The 17,758-nt window shown below is 33.6% G+C and carries 15 protein-coding genes; 11 read left to right on the top strand and 4 right to left on the bottom strand.

All coding sequences use genetic code 11. The features are described 5' to 3' along the window. Nucleotides 1–109: 109 nt before the first annotated feature. Complete coding sequence (locus tag ED556_RS01995; RefSeq protein WP_296318865.1) at nucleotides 110–1,210, bottom strand: isoaspartyl peptidase/L-asparaginase family protein; 1,101 nt, start codon at nucleotides 1,208–1,210, stop codon at nucleotides 110–112. A 122-nt stretch (nucleotides 1,211–1,332) separates the two neighbouring features. Here ED556_RS01995 and ED556_RS01990 point away from each other — a divergent pair, with 122 nt between their 5' ends. The 3 genes from ED556_RS01990 to ED556_RS01980 all read left to right on the top strand — a co-directional run bounded on the left by ED556_RS01990 (nucleotide 1,333) and on the right by ED556_RS01980 (nucleotide 5,704). After that, a complete protein-coding gene (locus ED556_RS01990) occupies nucleotides 1,333–2,886 on the top strand; it encodes an aldehyde dehydrogenase family protein (RefSeq protein WP_296318864.1) in 1,554 nt (517 codons plus the stop codon). A gap of 225 nt (nucleotides 2,887–3,111) precedes the next feature. Beyond that, a complete protein-coding gene (locus tag ED556_RS01985) occupies nucleotides 3,112–4,482 on the top strand; it encodes a DUF1800 domain-containing protein (RefSeq protein WP_296318863.1) in 1,371 nt (456 codons plus the stop codon). 28 nt (nucleotides 4,483–4,510) lie between these two features. Beyond that, a complete protein-coding gene (locus tag ED556_RS01980; protein ID WP_296318862.1) occupies nucleotides 4,511–5,704 on the top strand; it encodes a DUF1501 domain-containing protein in 1,194 nt (397 codons plus the stop codon). A 210-nt stretch (nucleotides 5,705–5,914) separates the two neighbouring features. Here the strand turns inward: ED556_RS01980 and ED556_RS01975 are convergent, their stop codons facing one another. The 3 genes from ED556_RS01975 to ED556_RS01965 are packed head-to-tail and all read right to left on the bottom strand — an operon-like array spanning nucleotide 5,915 to nucleotide 8,715. Further along, a complete protein-coding gene (locus ED556_RS01975; protein ID WP_296318861.1) occupies nucleotides 5,915–7,048 on the bottom strand; it encodes an ATP-binding protein in 1,134 nt (377 codons plus the stop codon). Nucleotides 7,049–7,081: 33 nt separating this feature from the next. After that, complete coding sequence (locus tag ED556_RS01970; protein WP_296318860.1) at nucleotides 7,082–7,831, bottom strand: SDR family NAD(P)-dependent oxidoreductase; 750 nt, start codon at nucleotides 7,829–7,831, stop codon at nucleotides 7,082–7,084. Nucleotides 7,832–7,848: 17 nt separating this feature from the next. Next, on the bottom strand, nucleotides 7,849–8,715 hold the full coding sequence (locus ED556_RS01965) for an aldo/keto reductase family oxidoreductase (RefSeq protein ID WP_296318859.1): 867 nt from the start codon (nucleotides 8,713–8,715) through the stop codon (nucleotides 7,849–7,851). 179 nt (nucleotides 8,716–8,894) lie between these two features. Here ED556_RS01965 and ED556_RS01960 point away from each other — a divergent pair, with 179 nt between their 5' ends. The 8 genes from ED556_RS01960 (at nucleotide 8,895) to ED556_RS01925 (ending at nucleotide 17,757) form a co-directional block, all read left to right on the top strand. Continuing rightward, nucleotides 8,895–9,896, top strand: a complete 1,002-nt coding sequence (locus ED556_RS01960; protein ID WP_296318858.1) for a MoxR family ATPase — start codon at nucleotides 8,895–8,897, stop codon at nucleotides 9,894–9,896. Nucleotides 9,897–9,984: 88 nt separating this feature from the next. After that, the gene (locus ED556_RS01955) at nucleotides 9,985–10,851 is read left to right on the top strand and encodes a DUF58 domain-containing protein (protein ID WP_296318857.1); all 867 of its coding nucleotides are present in this window, start codon (nucleotides 9,985–9,987) and stop codon (nucleotides 10,849–10,851) included. 21 nt (nucleotides 10,852–10,872) lie between these two features. After that, nucleotides 10,873–12,558 carry a hypothetical protein gene (locus ED556_RS01950; RefSeq protein WP_296318856.1) on the top strand — a complete coding sequence of 562 codons (1,686 nt, stop codon included), beginning with the start codon at nucleotides 10,873–10,875 and terminating at the stop codon, nucleotides 12,556–12,558. Beyond that, nucleotides 12,558–13,562, top strand: a complete 1,005-nt coding sequence (locus tag ED556_RS01945) for a VWA domain-containing protein (protein ID WP_296318855.1) — start codon at nucleotides 12,558–12,560, stop codon at nucleotides 13,560–13,562. Before ED556_RS01950 ends, ED556_RS01945 begins: the two co-directional genes overlap by 1 nt. Further along, the gene (locus tag ED556_RS01940) at nucleotides 13,555–14,592 is read left to right on the top strand and encodes a VWA domain-containing protein (RefSeq protein ID WP_296318854.1); all 1,038 of its coding nucleotides are present in this window, start codon (nucleotides 13,555–13,557) and stop codon (nucleotides 14,590–14,592) included. Before ED556_RS01945 ends, ED556_RS01940 begins: the two co-directional genes overlap by 8 nt. Nucleotides 14,593–14,637: 45 nt before the next feature. Further along, complete coding sequence (locus ED556_RS01935; protein ID WP_296318853.1) at nucleotides 14,638–15,135, top strand: hypothetical protein; 498 nt, start codon at nucleotides 14,638–14,640, stop codon at nucleotides 15,133–15,135. A 7-nt stretch (nucleotides 15,136–15,142) separates the two neighbouring features. Further along, nucleotides 15,143–15,973: a tetratricopeptide repeat protein gene (locus ED556_RS01930; protein ID WP_366663736.1), complete on the top strand. Its 831-nt coding sequence runs from the start codon at nucleotides 15,143–15,145 to the stop codon at nucleotides 15,971–15,973. Between the two features lie 14 nt (nucleotides 15,974–15,987). Continuing rightward, the gene (locus ED556_RS01925; RefSeq protein ID WP_296318852.1) at nucleotides 15,988–17,757 is read left to right on the top strand and encodes a BatD family protein; all 1,770 of its coding nucleotides are present in this window, start codon (nucleotides 15,988–15,990) and stop codon (nucleotides 17,755–17,757) included. The last annotated feature ends 1 nt before the right edge of the window (nucleotide 17,758 follow it).

Genomic DNA, 17,758 nt, shown 5'->3' with positions numbered 1-17,758 from the left:
GGTATAAAAAGCGTGGTCACTTGTTAGTGTAAACAAGCAGATAGAGTTGATGGTAGTCTTGAGGTTGGTTAACTATTTGTATTTAAAGATATTAAATTGTTACAGACTTTCAATCATTGTAAATACCAATAGTTAACTCGCCTTTATCATTCATGGTAGCTCTATACATACCAGCTGTATTGAAATCAGCAACCATATTTCCGTCTTTATCAACGGCAACGATGCCACCATCTCCGCCTAAGTCTTTTACTTTATCGAGTACAATTTTTGCGGCTTCTTTTAAGCTTAAACCTTTATAATCCATTAATGCCGAAATATCATGCGCAACTTGAGCTCTAATAAAATATTCGCCCCAACCAGTACTCGAAACTGCACATGTAGCATTGTTGGCATACGTACCAGAACCTATAATAGGCGCATCACCAACACGACCATAGCGCTTATTAGTCATACCGCCAGTTGAGGTTCCTGCAGCTAAATTTCCGTTTTTATCTAAAGCTGCACAGCCTACAGTTCCAAACTTTGCGTTTTTAATATCTGCATCATAGAAATTTAAATAAGCAGATTCGGTATCTACTTTCCCTGTCTTGGTAGCTGAGCTTGTCGAAGCTTTAGCTTCACGTTCTTTAACGCGCTTTAAAGATTCTAATCGTCTATCGGTATGAAAATAAGATGGGTCTACTAGAGTTAATCCCTGTTCTTCTGCAAAAACTTCTGCTCCATTGCCCGAAAGCATTACATGTTTGGATTTTTCCATCACAGCTCTTGCTAAGTTAATAGGGTTTCTTACTGTAGTTGTACCTGCAGAAGCACCGGCATTTAAGGTTTTACCATCCATAATTGATGCGTCTAACTCGTTGGTTTCAGCGTTTGTAAATACGGCACCTTTACCAGCATTAAACAATGGTGAATCTTCCATAACATTTATGGTTTTTTCAACAGCATCTATGCTGCTTCCGCCATTTTTTAAAATATCATAGCCAACTCTGATGGCCTCTTCTAATTTTGCTTTGTAAGCTGCTTCTTTTTCTGGAGTCATATTCTTTTTAAGAATTGTGCCAGCACCACCATGAATGATGATTGCAAATTCAGGTTTTTCAGCAGGTGTCTCAATGGCATTGTTTGCCTCAGCAATTTCTTCGTTGCTAGCTTCGTTTTTACAAGAGAAACATAAACTGATTAGGGTAACCAATAGAAAGATTTTTTTCATAGCGAAAGTGTTTTTTATACTTGCTTTAAAGTTACATTTTTAGATGTGAAGCCTCAAGTAAAACTGACAATTTATTACTAACTTCGCGACAAAATTTAATAATTCACAAAAAACAATCATATATGCAAGCAGTTGCTACGGATTTCGGAATAAAAGAAGCTTTAGAACAATTAGGTGTTAAAGCTATTAATGAAGGAACTTCAACAGGTTCGGAAAATTTTTCTAATGGAGAGCTACTTGAATCGTATTCTCCAGTAGATGGGCAGTTAATTGCCAAGGTAAAATCGTCTACAAAAGAAGATTATGAAAAAGCTATGACAGCTGCAACAGAAGCATTTAAAACTTGGCGTGTAATGCCAGCACCACAACGTGGTGAGATAGTGCGCCAGTTTGGAGAGAAATTAAGAGAAAAGAAGGAAGCACTGGGTAAACTCGTGTCTTATGAAATGGGAAAATCTTACCAAGAAGGTTTAGGCGAAGTACAAGAAATGATAGACATCTGTGATTTTGCTGTTGGTTTATCACGTCAACTGCATGGTTTAACGATGCACTCCGAACGCCCTGGACATCGCATGTACGAGCAATACCATCCACTTGGTGTGGTCGGAATCATTTCGGCTTTTAACTTCCCAGTTGCTGTTTGGTCATGGAATACAGCTTTAGCTTGGATTTGTGGAGACACTTGTATTTGGAAGCCTTCTGAAAAAACACCTGTTTGTGGTGTGGCTTGTCAAAATATTATTGCAGAGGTTTTAAAAGAAAACAACCTTCCTGAAGGTATTTCTTGCTTAATCAATGGTGATTACCGTGTTGGTGAAATGATGACTAAAGACACCCGAGTACCTTTAGTATCTGCTACAGGTTCTACAAGAATGGGTAAAATTGTTGCTAAAGAAGTTGCAGGAAGATTAGGGAAATCCTTGCTAGAACTTGGTGGTAATAACGCCATTATAGTTACACCAGATGCGGATATAAAAATGACAGTTATTGGTGCTGTTTTTGGTGCTGTTGGTACATGTGGACAACGTTGTACAAGCACACGTCGTTTAATTATTCATGAATCGATTTACGATAAAGTGAAAAACGCGGTAGTTGATGCATATAAGCAATTACGTATTGGTAATCCTTTAGATGAAAGTAATCATGTTGGGCCATTAATCGATACGGATGCAGTTAAAATGTATGAAGCTGCTTTACAAAAGGTAGTTGAAGAAGGCGGAAATATCATCGTAGAAGGCGAAGTATTGTCTGGCGCAGGATATGAATCTGGATGTTACGTAAAACCAGCAATTGCTGAGGCTGAAAATTCATATGAAATTGTACAACATGAAACTTTTGCACCGGTATTGTATTTATTAAAATATTCAGGCGATGTTACAAATGCGATCGACATTCAGAATAGTGTTGCACAAGGATTGTCATCTGCAATTATGACTAATAATCTTCGTGAAGCTGAACGTTTCTTATCTCATGGAGGTTCTGACTGTGGTATTGCTAATGTAAATATTGGTACTTCTGGAGCAGAAATTGGTGGCGCTTTTGGAGGTGAAAAAGAAACTGGCGGCGGTAGAGAATCTGGTTCTGATGCTTGGAAAATATACATGCGTCGTCAAACCAATACAATTAATTATACTACTGAGTTACCCTTAGCTCAGGGTATAAAGTTTGATTTATAGTGATAACATAATTTTATCGGATTAATATAATTGAGTCACATCGTTAGGTGTGACTTTTTTATTTGGTGAGTTTCCTAAATATAGAAATGCTTAATAGAGGTATTGATAGTTTTTAAATCAAAAAATTATCGAATAATACATTTAAATAAAAGCCGTTTCTTTAATAGGTGCGGCTTCTTTATTTATTAACTTTAAACAATTCAGTAATTTTCTAGTCATAGTAATATGGGAAATAAAGAAATACTTCATTTATATTGGCGAGCAGGGTTTGGGCTTCAACCAAAACAATTACAGGAGTTAGCTATAAAAAATAAACAAGAAATTATTGACGATTTGTTTGAAAAATCAAAACCAATAATACCCCTTGAGAAGGATTTATCCTATTTAAAAAATTATCCAAAATCAATTCTAAAAGACAATAGAGAAAAGCGTATAGAGCTTGCTAGAAAAAACGCTGATGAAACTAAAAAATTAAATATTATTTGGTTAAAGCGACTAGCTAAAACGGATAATATTTTAAGAGAACGTATGACATTATTTTGGGCTAATCATTTTGTTTGTAGGGATATGGCAACCAAATTTATTTTAAAATATAATAACGTTTTACGGACTCATGCTCTTGGTAATTTTAGAGATTTTCTTAAAGCAATTACGAGAGAAGCTTCTATGATAAAATACCTGAATTTAAACTTAAATAAGAAGGACAACCCAAATGAAAATTTTGCAAGAGAATTATTAGAGTTATTTACTTTAGGTGAGGGTAACTATACTGAAGATGATATTAAAGAATGCTCTAGAGCTTTTACAGGTTACAATCACAACTTTGAAGGCGAGTTTATATTGCGAAGGTTTCAGCATGATTATGGGCATAAAAGTTTTTTTGGTGAAGAAGGAAATTTTAACGGCGATGATGTTATTGATATCATATTAAAACAAAAACAATGTGCACGGCATATATGCAAAAAAATATACAGGTATTTTATCAATGAAAAAATTAATGAATCCTATTTAGAAGAACTGGTTTCTGTGTTTTATAAAAATTACGAAATTGAAGAATTGATGCGTTATATTTTTAGTACTGATTGGTTTTATGGTAAGGAAAACATAGGCGTTAAGATTAAATCTCCAGTTGAATTAATTATTGGAATTCAGAGACTGATACCAGTTTATTTTACTAAAGATGAAGAATTATTAAGGTTACAGCGCTTGCTGGACCAGTATTTACTTGACCCACCAAATGTTGCTGGATGGAAAGGTGGAAAAGATTGGATTACATCTAATAGTTTGGTGTTACGAATAAAGTTGCCGTCAATGATGTTAGAAGAAGAAAGCTATTCATATAAAACCAAAGGGAACTTCAGAAATTTTAGAATAGTACCAGTTAAGAATAAATACCAACAAAAATTATCTGTTTATGTTGATTGGAAGGTTTATAAGAAACGAATGAAAAAACTTACTTTGAGTGAGTTAAAAAGTGCTCTTATTTTATGTGAAATTAATGATGGTACAAAAAGATATATCTCAAAATTTGGGAGAAGACCAAGTAAAAAAAATCTAGTTAATTTAATGTCTTTACCAGAATATCAAATGTGTTAACTAATATGGTTATTTAAAATTTACCAAAGTGGAAAGAAGAAAGTTTATAAAAAATTCGGCATTAGCAACTAGTTTAGCTCTAGTTCCAAATTTTCTTAAAGCATTTGAAGGTTATATTCCGGATACATTTAATAACAAAAAACTGGTAATAATACACCTTAAAGGAGGAAATGATGGGCTTAACACAATTGTCCCTGTTACTAATGACATCTATTATAATTTAAGGCCAAAGATTGCTTTAAAAAAGAATCAAACTATAAAAATAACTAACGAGATAGGATTGCATAAGAGTTTAATGCCGCTAAAGCGTTTTTATGACCAAGGAGAGCTCAGTATAATAAACAATGTAGGTTATCCTAATCCTAGCAGATCTCACTTCACGTCTACAGATATTTGGAATACTGCCAGTGACCATAAAAATATATTAAATTCAGGTTGGATAGGACGATACCTTGATAATTATGGACATAAACCCTATAATGCTATTCATATTGATGAGCATTTAAGTCTTGCCCTACGAGGAACTAAGAAGAATGGTATAGCGACTAAAAATGCAAAGCAATTATTTAAATCTTTACAAGAATCAGATTTTAATATCATTTTATCTCATTACGATAAAAACCACTTGAGTGAGCATAATCTTGGTTATTTGTATCAAACCATGATTGATTGCAAATCTTCTGCAAGATATTTGTATGAAAATTCCCTGAGTTCAAAATTGTCAGATAATTATCCCAAAAAATCAACATTGTCAAATCAATTAAGAGTTGTTGGTCAATTAATTAATTCGAGAATTGACACTACAGTGTTTTATACATCATTAAGTGGTTTTGACACACATGCTTCACAAGTTAAAAAACAAGAAAATTTATTAAAAAAATATAGTGAAGCAGTCCAATCCTTTGTTTATGATTTAAAGAAAAATAACACCTATAAAGATACTTTGATATTAACATTTTCGGAATTTGGTAGACGCGTAAAACAAAATTTTAGTGATGGGACTGATCATGGTACAGCGAATCAAGTATTTTTGATTGGTAATAATTTAAAGAAACAAGGGTTTTATAATAAAATACCAGATTTAAAAAACCTTGACGATAATGGAGATTTAATTTATGAAATTGATTTTAGGCAAATTTACGCTACAATATTAGACAAATGGCTTAATGTAAATGACGAGTTAATCTTAAATAGATCTTTTTCACAGTTAGATTTTATTTAAAAAATTTAAAAGTTATTAAAGTGTAAAAAAAAGACCCTTATTCAATGCCAGGTCTTTGCTGGGAGAAAAAAGGTCTTAACTATATGTAGTTATAATAGCAGGATAAAAATACCTCTATTGATGCGTAAAACAGAATTTTATAGATTAATTGTCATAAAATCAGAGCATTAGATTTTTAATGCAAAAATATCCGATGAAAAAGCGCTATGCCTAATTATATTTCACCTTTCTGAGTATCCGTAAAGTAAGTTTATACGACTCGTAGATATTTTTATCGAAAGTTTTTAATAGGGGTTTTGCTTCTTCAAGTTTGCTAAGTGCTGTTTCAAAACCATTTAAATAGCATATAAGATAAGTCGCAGATAGGTTTTTTAAGTCAGCAAATTCATTAGGGTTTAGAGGTAATTGTTTTTGTAACTTTTCGATTAATGAGTTATTAATGTTATAGATATGATGCAACACTTTTTTGTCAAATTGAGGAGGTTCGAATAATAATTTAGTATTAATCGAATAATTGCCATTATTTTCAAATGTGATGATCGTTTCTTCCAGTTTGTAATAGTTATAGTTATTATGCAAACCAAGCTTTACATACTCAACGATAGTAAAATTTTCGTCATTATAAGAAATTGAGACTTCATCTAAAGCAGAATAAAATAGCCTTTTCTGTTCGTTTATTAATTCTATATCCACACGTGAGTAAAATACTTCATCTTTTACCTCTTTGCGTTGCCCAGCCCAACACAGTACAAAGTATTCTTTAAAGACCTTATAGTTTGGATTGAAGTCAGCACGCTTCTGCATAAAATCAAAAACACCATCTAATGTCAATTGAATATTGTTACGCGCATGTTGTTCTATTGTAGCTACGATCCTAGAATTGACGTCTTTTATTTCAATATCAAATACTTTAGGCATACTCATGCTTCCGTCTCTAAAAAAGACCGAGCCGCCATAGTATTTCCAAATGTTCTTTCTTAAAGAAGTGATTTCATTATTAGATCTTATGGTTACAAGACCTACAACTTTATTATCTGGTAAATGTGGAAAAGGGATGTTTTCGTACTGAACAATTGGAGGATGTGTTAAGTAGGCATTGATGAGGTTTTGAATTTTACTATCATCAAAGAAATCAACACCTATTATTTTGTTTTCCTTATCGTCTACACCAATAACTATGTACGAGTTGTTTTTAGGGTTGCTATTAGATAAAGCACAGATATGTTTTAAAAACTTTGCTTTACCTTCTTTATAGCTGAGATTTAACTTTCGTTTTTTGTCATAAAAACTGTTCTCATCATTGTGAGCGAGAAGGTTTTTAATTAAAAGACGTTTGTTAATCATAATTCTCAATCCATGGAATCTAAAAATCTAAAGTTATGATTTTTTAACTATGGTAGAATTAGCCTGAGCTGTACAAAACATTAAAATATCTGCAATATTAACGTGCGGAGGTCTACTTACAGCAAAATAAATGGCTTCAGCAACATCTTCAGGTTGTAGAGCTTTATAACCTTTATATACATTATCTGCTTGTGAGCCACCTTTAAAACGCACTTGAGAGAATTCAGTTTCAACAAGACCAGGATTTATAGCACTAACTTTTATACCATATGGATTAAGATCAATACGCATTCCTTCCGTTATGGCTAAAACAGCATGCTTACTGGCACAATACACATTTCCTTTTGGGTAGACCTCTTTACCTGCAGAAGACCCTATATTAATAATATGACCTAGTTTACGTTCAGTCATACCGGGAATAATAGCTTTACTAACATACAGTAAGCCTTTTACGTTGATATCCATCATTGCGTCCCAATCTTCGATGCTTCCATTTTCTATTGGGTCGAGTCCATGAGCGTTACCAGCATTATTGATTAGGATGTCAATGTTTCGGAATTGCTCTGGAAGGCTATCTATTGCTTCAAAGGTGTTCTGTTTGTCTCTAACATCAAAATTTAAAGTATAGACATCAGTTTCTCGAGACAATGCTTTTTTTACACTATCTAACCGTTGTTGTCGTCTACCACATAGCACTAAATTAATGCCATGCTTTGCAAATTCGTGAGCCGTAGCACGGCCGATTCCGCTTGTTGCTCCAGTAATTAATGCCGTTTTTTTCATCTAAAATGTGTTACTAATCAAGGTACTTTATGACCTTGAGCCGCTACTAAAATTAAAAACCAATCCTCTAATTCTAATTCTATTTGCGCAGCATTTATAGCTTGTTGTAATCGTTTCTTATTAGTTGTACCAACTACAGGTATTATTCTTGAAGGATGTTTTAAAGACCACGATAATAGAAGCTGGTCTTCAGTAGCACTATATTTGTCTAATAATTCGCCCAACTGTTTGTGGATACGACGTGTTTGTTCAGTATCTTCTTTAAATACACTACCTAAAGGTGACCAAGCCATGGGTTTAATTCCATTGGTCAACATATAGTCTAATGTACCATCATGCATGGCATCTCTTGCTGTTAAAGAAAACTCTATTTGGTTAACGTCTATATCAACACGTAAGCTTAGCATCTCCATTTGAGAAGGCGTAAAGTTAGAAACCCCAAAATCTCTAATCTTTCCGTCTGATTTTAAAATGGTAATAGCTTCAGCAATCTCATCAGGATGCATTAATGGGCTTGGCCTGTGCAATAAGAACAAATCTAGATACTCAGTTTCTAAGTTTTTAAGCGATTCTTCAACTGACCAGATGATATAATCTTTACTGTAATCGTAATGTTTAACCTTATTATTTCGGTTTTCACTAAGATATTGTATACCACATTTTGAAATTAATTGAATATCGTCTCGATTAATTTTTGAAGCAGTAAGTGCTTTGCCAAATTGCGCTTCGGTAGTGTAGCCACCATATATATCAGCATGGTCAAAGGTCGATATACCTATTGATACACAATGAGTTATCATATCGCTCATTTCAGATTCTGAGAATTGTTTTCCCCAAGAACCCCAAGTCATAGCTCCACTAATTATTTCTGAATATTTTGACACTGTTTCGGTTAAATTTTTATAGCATAAAAATATCAAAAAACACCCAAAAACAGGTTAACACTAATTATAAAAAAGAGTAGTATTTTTAACCAATCATTAACAAGATGACAAAAATAATTTTAACAATTTGCAAAACTGAATTTGTCAAGAACAAAATAGCTTAAAACATAGCGATAACCATGGAAGAAATAGGAACAGTTGATATAAAAGCAATCAATGAAAAGATAGAAAAGGAAAGTGCATTTGTAGACCTTTTAACCCTTGAAATAAATAAGGTGATTGTAGGGCAAAAGCAAATGGTAGAACGCCTGCTAATTGGTTTGTTAGGGCAAGGTCATATTCTTTTAGAAGGTGTGCCGGGTTTAGCAAAGACATTAGCCATTAACACACTATCCAAAGCGGTTTCAGGAAGTTTTAGCCGTATACAATTTACACCAGATTTATTACCAGCAGATGTTGTAGGTACGCTTATATACAACATAAAAGAGAACGATTTCTCAATTAAAAAAGGACCGATTTTTGCCAATTTTGTTTTGGCTGATGAGATTAACAGAGCTCCTGCCAAGGTACAATCGGCACTTCTTGAAGCTATGCAAGAAAAGCAAGTAACCATTGGTGATGAGACTTTTATTTTAGACAGACCATTTTTAGTTATGGCAACACAAAATCCTGTAGAACAAGAAGGGACATACCCGTTACCAGAAGCACAGGTTGACCGTTTTATGTTAAAAACTGTTATCGATTACCCAAAACAAGAGGAGGAGCAATTAATTATGCGCGCCAATCTTAAAGGGACATGGGACAAAGTAAATCCTGTGGTATCTGTAGAACAGATCTTAACTGCACAAAGTGCTGTTCGTGATGTTTATATGGACGAAAAAATTGAGAAATACATCCTTGATATCATTTTTGCAACACGTTACCCAGAAAACTATAATCTTTCAGACTTAAAAGCATTAATATCATTCGGAGCTTCACCTCGAGGAAGTATTAACCTAGCAACAGCAGCAAAATGTTATGCATTTATTAAACGTCGCGGTTATGTAATACCAGAAGATGTAAGAGCTGTTGTCCATGATGTGTTACGCCACAGAATAGGTATTACTTACGAAGCTGAAGCAGAGAATATTACTTCGGAAGACATTATTAATAAGATTGTAAACGTCATCGAAGTACCATAAATAGGTGTTGAGCATCATTCATAGGAACTAAGGCGTTAGTGACAATTTTCCATGTTACCTAAATACTTAATTAGCGAAAGCGAATACAATGGATACCAAAGAACTTCTTAAAAAAGTACGAAAAATAGAGATCAAGACGCGCCGTTTGTCTGATCATATTTTTGGTGGTGAATACCATTCGACTTTTAAAGGTCGTGGGATGACCTTTTCTGAGGTTCGGCAGTATCAGTTTGGAGATGATGTCAGAAATATAGATTGGAACGTTACTGCTCGTTATAACGAGCCTTATGTAAAGGTTTTTGAAGAAGAACGCGAACTCACCATGATGCTCATGGCTGATGTTTCTGGAAGCAAATTATTTGGTACAAAAAATCAATTTAAGGATGAGATTGTTACTGAGATTGCTGCAACGCTGGCCTTTTCTGCTACTCAAAACAATGACAAAATAGGATTAATACTATTCTCTGATGAAGTGGAACTATATATTCCGCCTAAAAAAGGGCGTTCTCATGTTTTAAGAATTATTCGTGAATTGCTAGAGTTTAAGCCAAAAAGTAAAAAAACGAATATTTCAGAAGCTTTAAGATTCTTATCTAATGTTATGAAAAAGAAAGCAATTGTTTTTATGCTTTCGGATTTTATCGCCGACGATTACAAGCAAACATTAAAAATTACAGCAGGGAAGCACGATATAACAGGAATACGAATTTTTGATAAACATGAAGAGATGATTCCTAATATTGGTATGGTACAAATGCTCGATGAAGAAACAGGAGAGTTATTATTAGTAAACACCACATCAAAAAAAGTAAGACACAACTACAGTAAATTTCATGCCGAAAGAGTGAATTACTTTAAAGACACTTTTACTAAATCTGGATCTGGTACTATTGATTGCAGAGTGGATGAGAGTTACGTAAAAAAACTTTTAGGATACTTTAAACGAAGAGGATAAATAGTGAGTAGAACGTTGACAGTGAAAAGTAATAATTTAGATATAATAGTTCCTTTTAGAAAGAAGCAAGTGACCTTGTTTTTTGTTTCTTGTTTGATGTCATTATGGTCTTTCAGCCAAGTTAAGACCGAAATAGATACAAGTAGTATCAGAATTGGTGAACAAATTTCATATAAAATCAAAGTAGAAACCGATTCTACGAATAGTGTTGTTTTTCCGGAAGGGCAAACCTTCTTACCATTAGAACTAGTTGAAGCATTAAAAGTAGATACAACCAAGCAAGATTCAAAAATTCAATTACTTCGTGAGTATAAGCTAACACAATTCGATTCAGGTTCGTATTACATTCCTAGACAAAAAGTAATAGTAGGCGATACACCTTTTTTTACAGATTCACTCAAAGTAGATGTTAATACCATTGAGGTAGATACTACAAAACAAGGACTTTACGATATTAAACCAATAATTACAGTAGAAAAAAGCCCAAGCAAAGGTTGGTTATATATACTATTACTTCTGGCCATAATAGCTTTAGTTGCATTTTTGCTCTATTGGTTTATTTGGCGTAAAAAACCTTTGACTGAGGAAGAAGAAATTGCAATGTTACCACCATACGAACGTGCAAAATTAGCTATGTCTAAGTTAGGAGAAGAAACATACTTGGAGCGTTCGGACTTTAAAAGCTTTTACTCTGAGCTGACTTATATTATCCGAAAGTTTTTAGATGAAAAAGTATATGAGCGTTCTCTTGAGAGCACAACCGATGAGTTAATTGCACGTCTTCAGCTTTTAAAAGATGGTAATCAGTTTAAGTTTCATAAAGACACGATTTCTAATATTGAGACCATTTTTAAACGTGCCGATTTGGTAAAATTTGCCAAGTCAACGCCAGATGTTGCATTGGCAGAATTAGATAAACAAACTATAAGTAAAGAGTTAGATGCTGTTAAAGCAACATTACCCGAGCCTAGTGAGGAAGAGAAGTTATTAAATCAGCAATACAAAGAAGCACAAGAACGAAAACAAAAGCGCAAGAAAATAATTATTACAGTTGCAATTTCTTTGTTTTTAATTATTGGAACATTTATTGGTTTTGGTGCAGCGTATGGTTTTGGATATGTTAAAGACAAGGTTCTTGGTCACACTAGTATGGAATTATTAGAAGGAGAATGGGTAAAAAGTGCTTACGGTTTTCCGCCAATATATATCGAAACACCTCAGGTCTTAGAGCGTCAAGAAGTTAAACTGCCAGAAGGTACTGAAGGAAAGGTTAGTACTACAATTTTTAATTATTTAAGTCCAAACGACAATTTTAGTATTGCTACTCAAACGACAATTATTGGTCAACCGCAAGAACAAGATGCAGATAAACAAAAGGCAATAAATTTAAACTCTATAATTGAAAATAATTTGAAAACTTGGGAGACCCAAGGTGTTAGAAATATAGTTACTCAGAATGAAGATTTTTTTACACCAAATGAAGCTCAAGGCATAAAAACTTATGGTACAGCAGAGTTCCCAGAAGAAGGACAAGAAGATTTTTACAAGGCAGAATATATGTTATTGAGTTTTACAACAGAGCAAGTTGTACAACAAATAACGATTGTATGGAAACAGAATGATACATACGCACAAGATATTGTAAAACGCGTTGTTGATTCTATAGAATTAAACCCTAATGTTAAACAAGAAGAAGAACGTGAATAATGCTGAATAACATAGAGTTTTTAAATAAGGAATTTTTCTGGCTATTATTGGTTCTACCTTTAGCATTGGCTTGGTACATTTTTAAATATAAACGGCAAACAGCTGAATTAAAAATGGCTTCTGTTCAGGGCTTTAAAATATCAGGTTCTATATGGACAAACCTTAAACATTTGTTATTTGTGTTTCGTTTAATTGCCCTTGCATTGCTAATTACTGCACTTGCTAGACCTAGAACAGTTGATATATCAACAAAGACCAAAACTACTCGAGGAATTGATATTGTAATGGCGATAGATGTTTCTGCAAGTATGTTAGCAAAGGATTTAAAACCAGACAGATTAGAAGCTCTAAAAAAAGTTGCTGCAGATTTTATAAACGGTAGGCCTAATGATCGTATTGGTTTGGTAGAATATGCGGGCGAAGCATTTACGAAAACACCAATTACTAGTGACAAAAATATTGTATTGCGCTCTCTAAGAGATATAAAATACAATACTATTATTCAACAAGGAACTGCAATAGGTATGGGATTGGCAACCGCAGTTAATCGACTTAAAGATAGTAAGGCAAAAAGTAAGGTTATTATTCTTTTAACTGATGGAGTTAATAATGGTGGGTTTATTGACCCAAAAACAGCCAGCGAACTAGCAGTAGAATATGGCATTAAAACCTACACTATTGGGTTAGGAACTAATGGTATGGCATTATCTCCTGTTTCCATTAGACCAAATGGTACATTCAGATACGGAAGAGCACAGGTTGAAATTGATGAAGCACTTTTAAAAGAAATTGCGGATAAAACAGGAGGCAAATATTTTAGAGCAACCAATAATAAGAAACTAGCCGAAATCTATGCTGAAATTAATAAGCTAGAGACTACAGAAGTAGAAGAACGAAAATATTACAATTACGAAGAAAAATATAGACCATTTGTAATTCTTGCATTGGTATTGTTATTGCTGGAATATATTTTACGACATACAATTTTTAGAAGCTTTGTTTAGACTCGACGAGAAAATATGGTTTTGGATGTTACTGGTTATTCCGGTTATTATTCTATTGTTCATTGCTGTACAATTATGGAAAAAATCTGTCCAAAAAAAATTCGCAGATACTGCTTTATTAAAACGATTAAGCCCTAATCAGTCGCTATTTAAAAGTATACTAAAAGTACTTATACTATGTGCAGCTTTTGCCTGTTTATCCTTAGCCTTGGTCAACCCTAAAATTGGGACAAAGATGGAAACAGTGAGAAGCCAAGGTGTAGATATTGTATTTGCAGTTGATGTTTCTAAAAGTATGCTAGCCGAAGATATTGCGCCAAATAGAATTGAAAAATCCAAACAACTAGTTACCCAAATCATTAATAATTTGGCAAGTGATAGGGTTGGTATCATTGCTTATGCAGGGAAAGCATTTCCTCAACTTCCGATTACTACAGATTATGCAGCATCAAAAATGTTTTTGCAAAACATGAATACGGATATGATGACCTCTCAAGGTACTGCAATCCGTGAAGCTATTGAACTTGCAAAAACCTATTATGATGATGAGGAACAAACAAACAGAATATTAGTTATTATTTCTGATGGAGAAGACCATGAGGGCGATGCCGCTGAAATAGCGGAAGAAGCCAATGAGCAAGGTATACGCATTTTTACAATAGGTGTAGGTAAAACTAATGGAGGGCCAATACCAATTAAGCGTAATGGCATTGTACTAAATTATAAGAAGGATAATAAAGGAGAAACCGTTATCACAAAACTAAATGAAGATACATTAAAAGAAATAGCAGAGGAAGCTAACGGTGTTTATATCAATGGCTCTAGCACCTCGAAAGTGGTAGATACAATTAAAGATTTATTAGAGAAAATGGACAAAAAAGAATTTGAATCTAAACAAATCGCTGATTTTAAAGACCAGTTCCAATGGTTTCTGGGTTTTGGCATTTTCTTTTTAGCCATTGACATATTTCTACTAGAGCGAAAAACCGAATGGTTGAAAAAACTGAACTTGTTCAATGAACAGTTTTAAATTTTATTTAACGCTAAGTCCTTTAGGGTTTATTATTTTTAAAATATGAATTTCAAAATTGTACCATTATTAGTTTACTTTTTATCTGCTCTAGCCTTTGCCCAAAATAATGAGTTAGAAGCATTTGATCATTTGGTAGATAAAACATGGGAAGCTAATGGATCATGGTCTAGTGGAAATAAGTTTAAACAAGAAGTAACCTACAGTTACGACTTAGATAAGTCTATTGTCATTGCCAAATCTAAAGGATTTACTAATGAGTCACAGACTGAATATGGTGACAGAAACCACGGTATAAGAAAGTATAATGCCAAAGAGAAAAAAATAGAATTTTGGGAATTTGATGTGTTTGGAGGTTTAACTAGTGGCACTGTAGAAGTTAAAGATAGGGATTTGTATTACCAATATAAATATGGAGAATCCATAGTTACAGATTGTTGGGAATATATTGATGATGCAACATATAAGTATACCGTAGGAAGCTATAATGGTAATAAATGGGAAGCTGTATATTTACAGACGACTTTTAAATTAAAAGAATAAGGGATTAATGATGAAACGTTACATTGTAATTATGATATGTCTATTTGTAGGCGCTTCTTCTTTTTCACAGAATTTTGAAAAGGAAAGACAAAAAGCAGAGCGTAAGGCAAATGACTTTATTTACGAAGCAAATGAACTTATTGATAAGGAGGAGTTTGTTTCTGCCGAAATGGAATACCGTAAAGCCATATCACAAAAAGAGAAAAGTGTAGCGGGCACTTATAATCTTGCACATTCTTACTATAAAAAAGGGAATTTTAATGAGGCATTATTCCGAAGTCAAGAAGCTGCAAAAAATGCCACTACAAAGACTGAAAGACACAAAGCATATCATAATATTGGTAATATTTTAATGCAAAACAAAAAGTGTAAAGAAGCAGTTGAGGCTTTTAAAAACGCGTTAAGAAACAATCCAAATGACGAAGAAACACGTTACAATTTTGCGCTAGCTAAAGATTGTGCAGAGCAGCAAGATCAAGATGGCGGTGGTGAAGATGAAAAGAAAGACGATAAAAAAGAAGATCAAAAGGAAAAAGATAAAAAGAAAGACGAAGGAGACGAAGAAAAAGATAAAAAAGACGAAGAAGGCGACAAGGATAAGAAAAAAGGCGATGACCAAAAAGATGAAGACGGTAAGCCTAAAGATGATAAAAACGATAAAGGTAATGGTGAAAAAGACAAGCAGAAGCAAAAGCAAAAACCACAACCTGGAAAAATGTCTCCACAACAAATAAAAAATATTCTTGAAGCCATGAACAATCAAGAGCAAAAGGTTCAAGAAAAAATTAATGCTAAAAAGCAAAAAGGCGCTAAAGTAAGAACTGAAAAAGATTGGTAATCTTTTTATTTCTAATGGGATTGAGAAAAGGCATATTTATAGTAATTCTTTCACTTGTATCTGTTACATCAATGTCACAGGTTAAGTTTGAGGCTAAGTTGAGTAAAACTAAGCTTGGTGTAAACGAACGTCTAAGAATTGACTTTGAAATGAACAAGGATGGTGACAATTTTGTACCACCTAGTTTTAAGGATTTTACCGTCGTTGGCGGTCCTAACACCTCTGTAAGTAACTATTGGGTAAATGGTAAACGTTCATATACCAAAACCTACAGCTACTTTTTAGCTCCCAATAAGCAAGGAAGTTTTACCATAAAGCAAGCGCAAATTGAAATTGACGGAGAAATTTATAAAACGTTTCCTGTTACTGTAAAAGTCACAAAAGCTATTGAGAAGCCTAAAAACCCGAACGATCCTTCTTACATTGCTTCAGAAAAAATACATCTTATCGCTGAGGTTTCTAATTCTAAACCTTACTTAAATGAGGCTATTACTGTTGTTTATAAATTGTATGTTGCTCCAGAGATTGCAGCAAGTATTGTTGGTGATAAGCAAACTCCACAATACAAAGATTTTTGGAATCAGAATATAGAGGTCACTGCCTTTAGACCAGAAAACGGAACTTTCAAAGGCGAAGATTATAGATATGTTGTTCTAAAGAAAGTAGTTCTATATCCACAAAAAACCGGTAAGCTTAATTTAGAGTCTTATGTTTTAGATTTAAATGTTGAAGTACCAACTAGTCGATACGATATTTTTGGAAATAGAATTGTTAGAAAAGTACCACAAAGTGTTAGCTCTGGCAGTAGAACAATTAACGTAAAGCCATTACCCGAAGAAGGTAAACCAACTGATTTTAATGGCGCTGTTGGTAATTTTGATTTTAAAGTTACTACCTCGAAAATAAGCTTAGATGCTGGTGAATCGCTTCAAGCAAAAATAGAAGTTTCAGGAAAAGGAAACCTCAAGTTGTTTGAATTACCTAAACTAACTGTACCTAGTTCATTAGAGGTTTATGAGCCAGAACATAAGGAAAATGTAAGAACCAATTTAGGAGGAATGCAAGGACGCATTTCGGACTTATATACAATGGTACCGCAATACAAAGGTAAATACCCATTACCTGAAATATCCTTCTCTTATTTTGATGTAAAATCAAAAACCTATAAAAGATTAACCTCGGATGAAATTGTAATTGATGTCGTTAATGGACCTTCTTCTGTTAGTGCAGAACCAGATTCGAGTTCTGCTGTAGTAAAACAAACGGTTGATGCCAATACAAATACATTTGCATTTATAAAAACAAGTTCTAATTGGTTACCAAAAAAAGAAGAACCGTTTTTTAAATCTAAAATGTTTTGGTCTTTATTATTAACGCCATTTTTAGGAATACCTTTAGCCATTTTTCTCCGAAGAGATAGAGAAAGACGAAATGCAGACGTTGCAGGAAATCGAAGACGTAAGGCAGATAAAATGGCCAAAAAGTATTTGAGTGAAGCAAAGAAAACACTAGGTCAGAAAGAAGCATTTTATATTGCTTTAGAAAAAGCGTTCCATAATTATCTTAAGGCAAAGTTGCAGATCGAAACAAGTGAGTTTAATAAAGATACTATCAAAGATTTATTAGTAGAACGAAGTGTTGAAGCATCAACTGTTAGCGAGTTTATTTCTATTTTAGAAAATTGCGAATTAGCACGCTACACTCCTATTGCACAGGTAACAATGCAAAACGATTATGACAAATCCGTAAAAACCATTGGAGAAATAGATAAACAGATAAGATAGG

The sequence above is a fragment of the Winogradskyella sp. genome, from assembly GCF_003712105.1.
GTDB lineage: Bacteria > Bacteroidota > Bacteroidia > Flavobacteriales > Flavobacteriaceae > Winogradskyella.
Note: the sequence above shows the minus strand (reverse complement) of the source record. Positions and strands in the feature narration are given on the sequence as shown.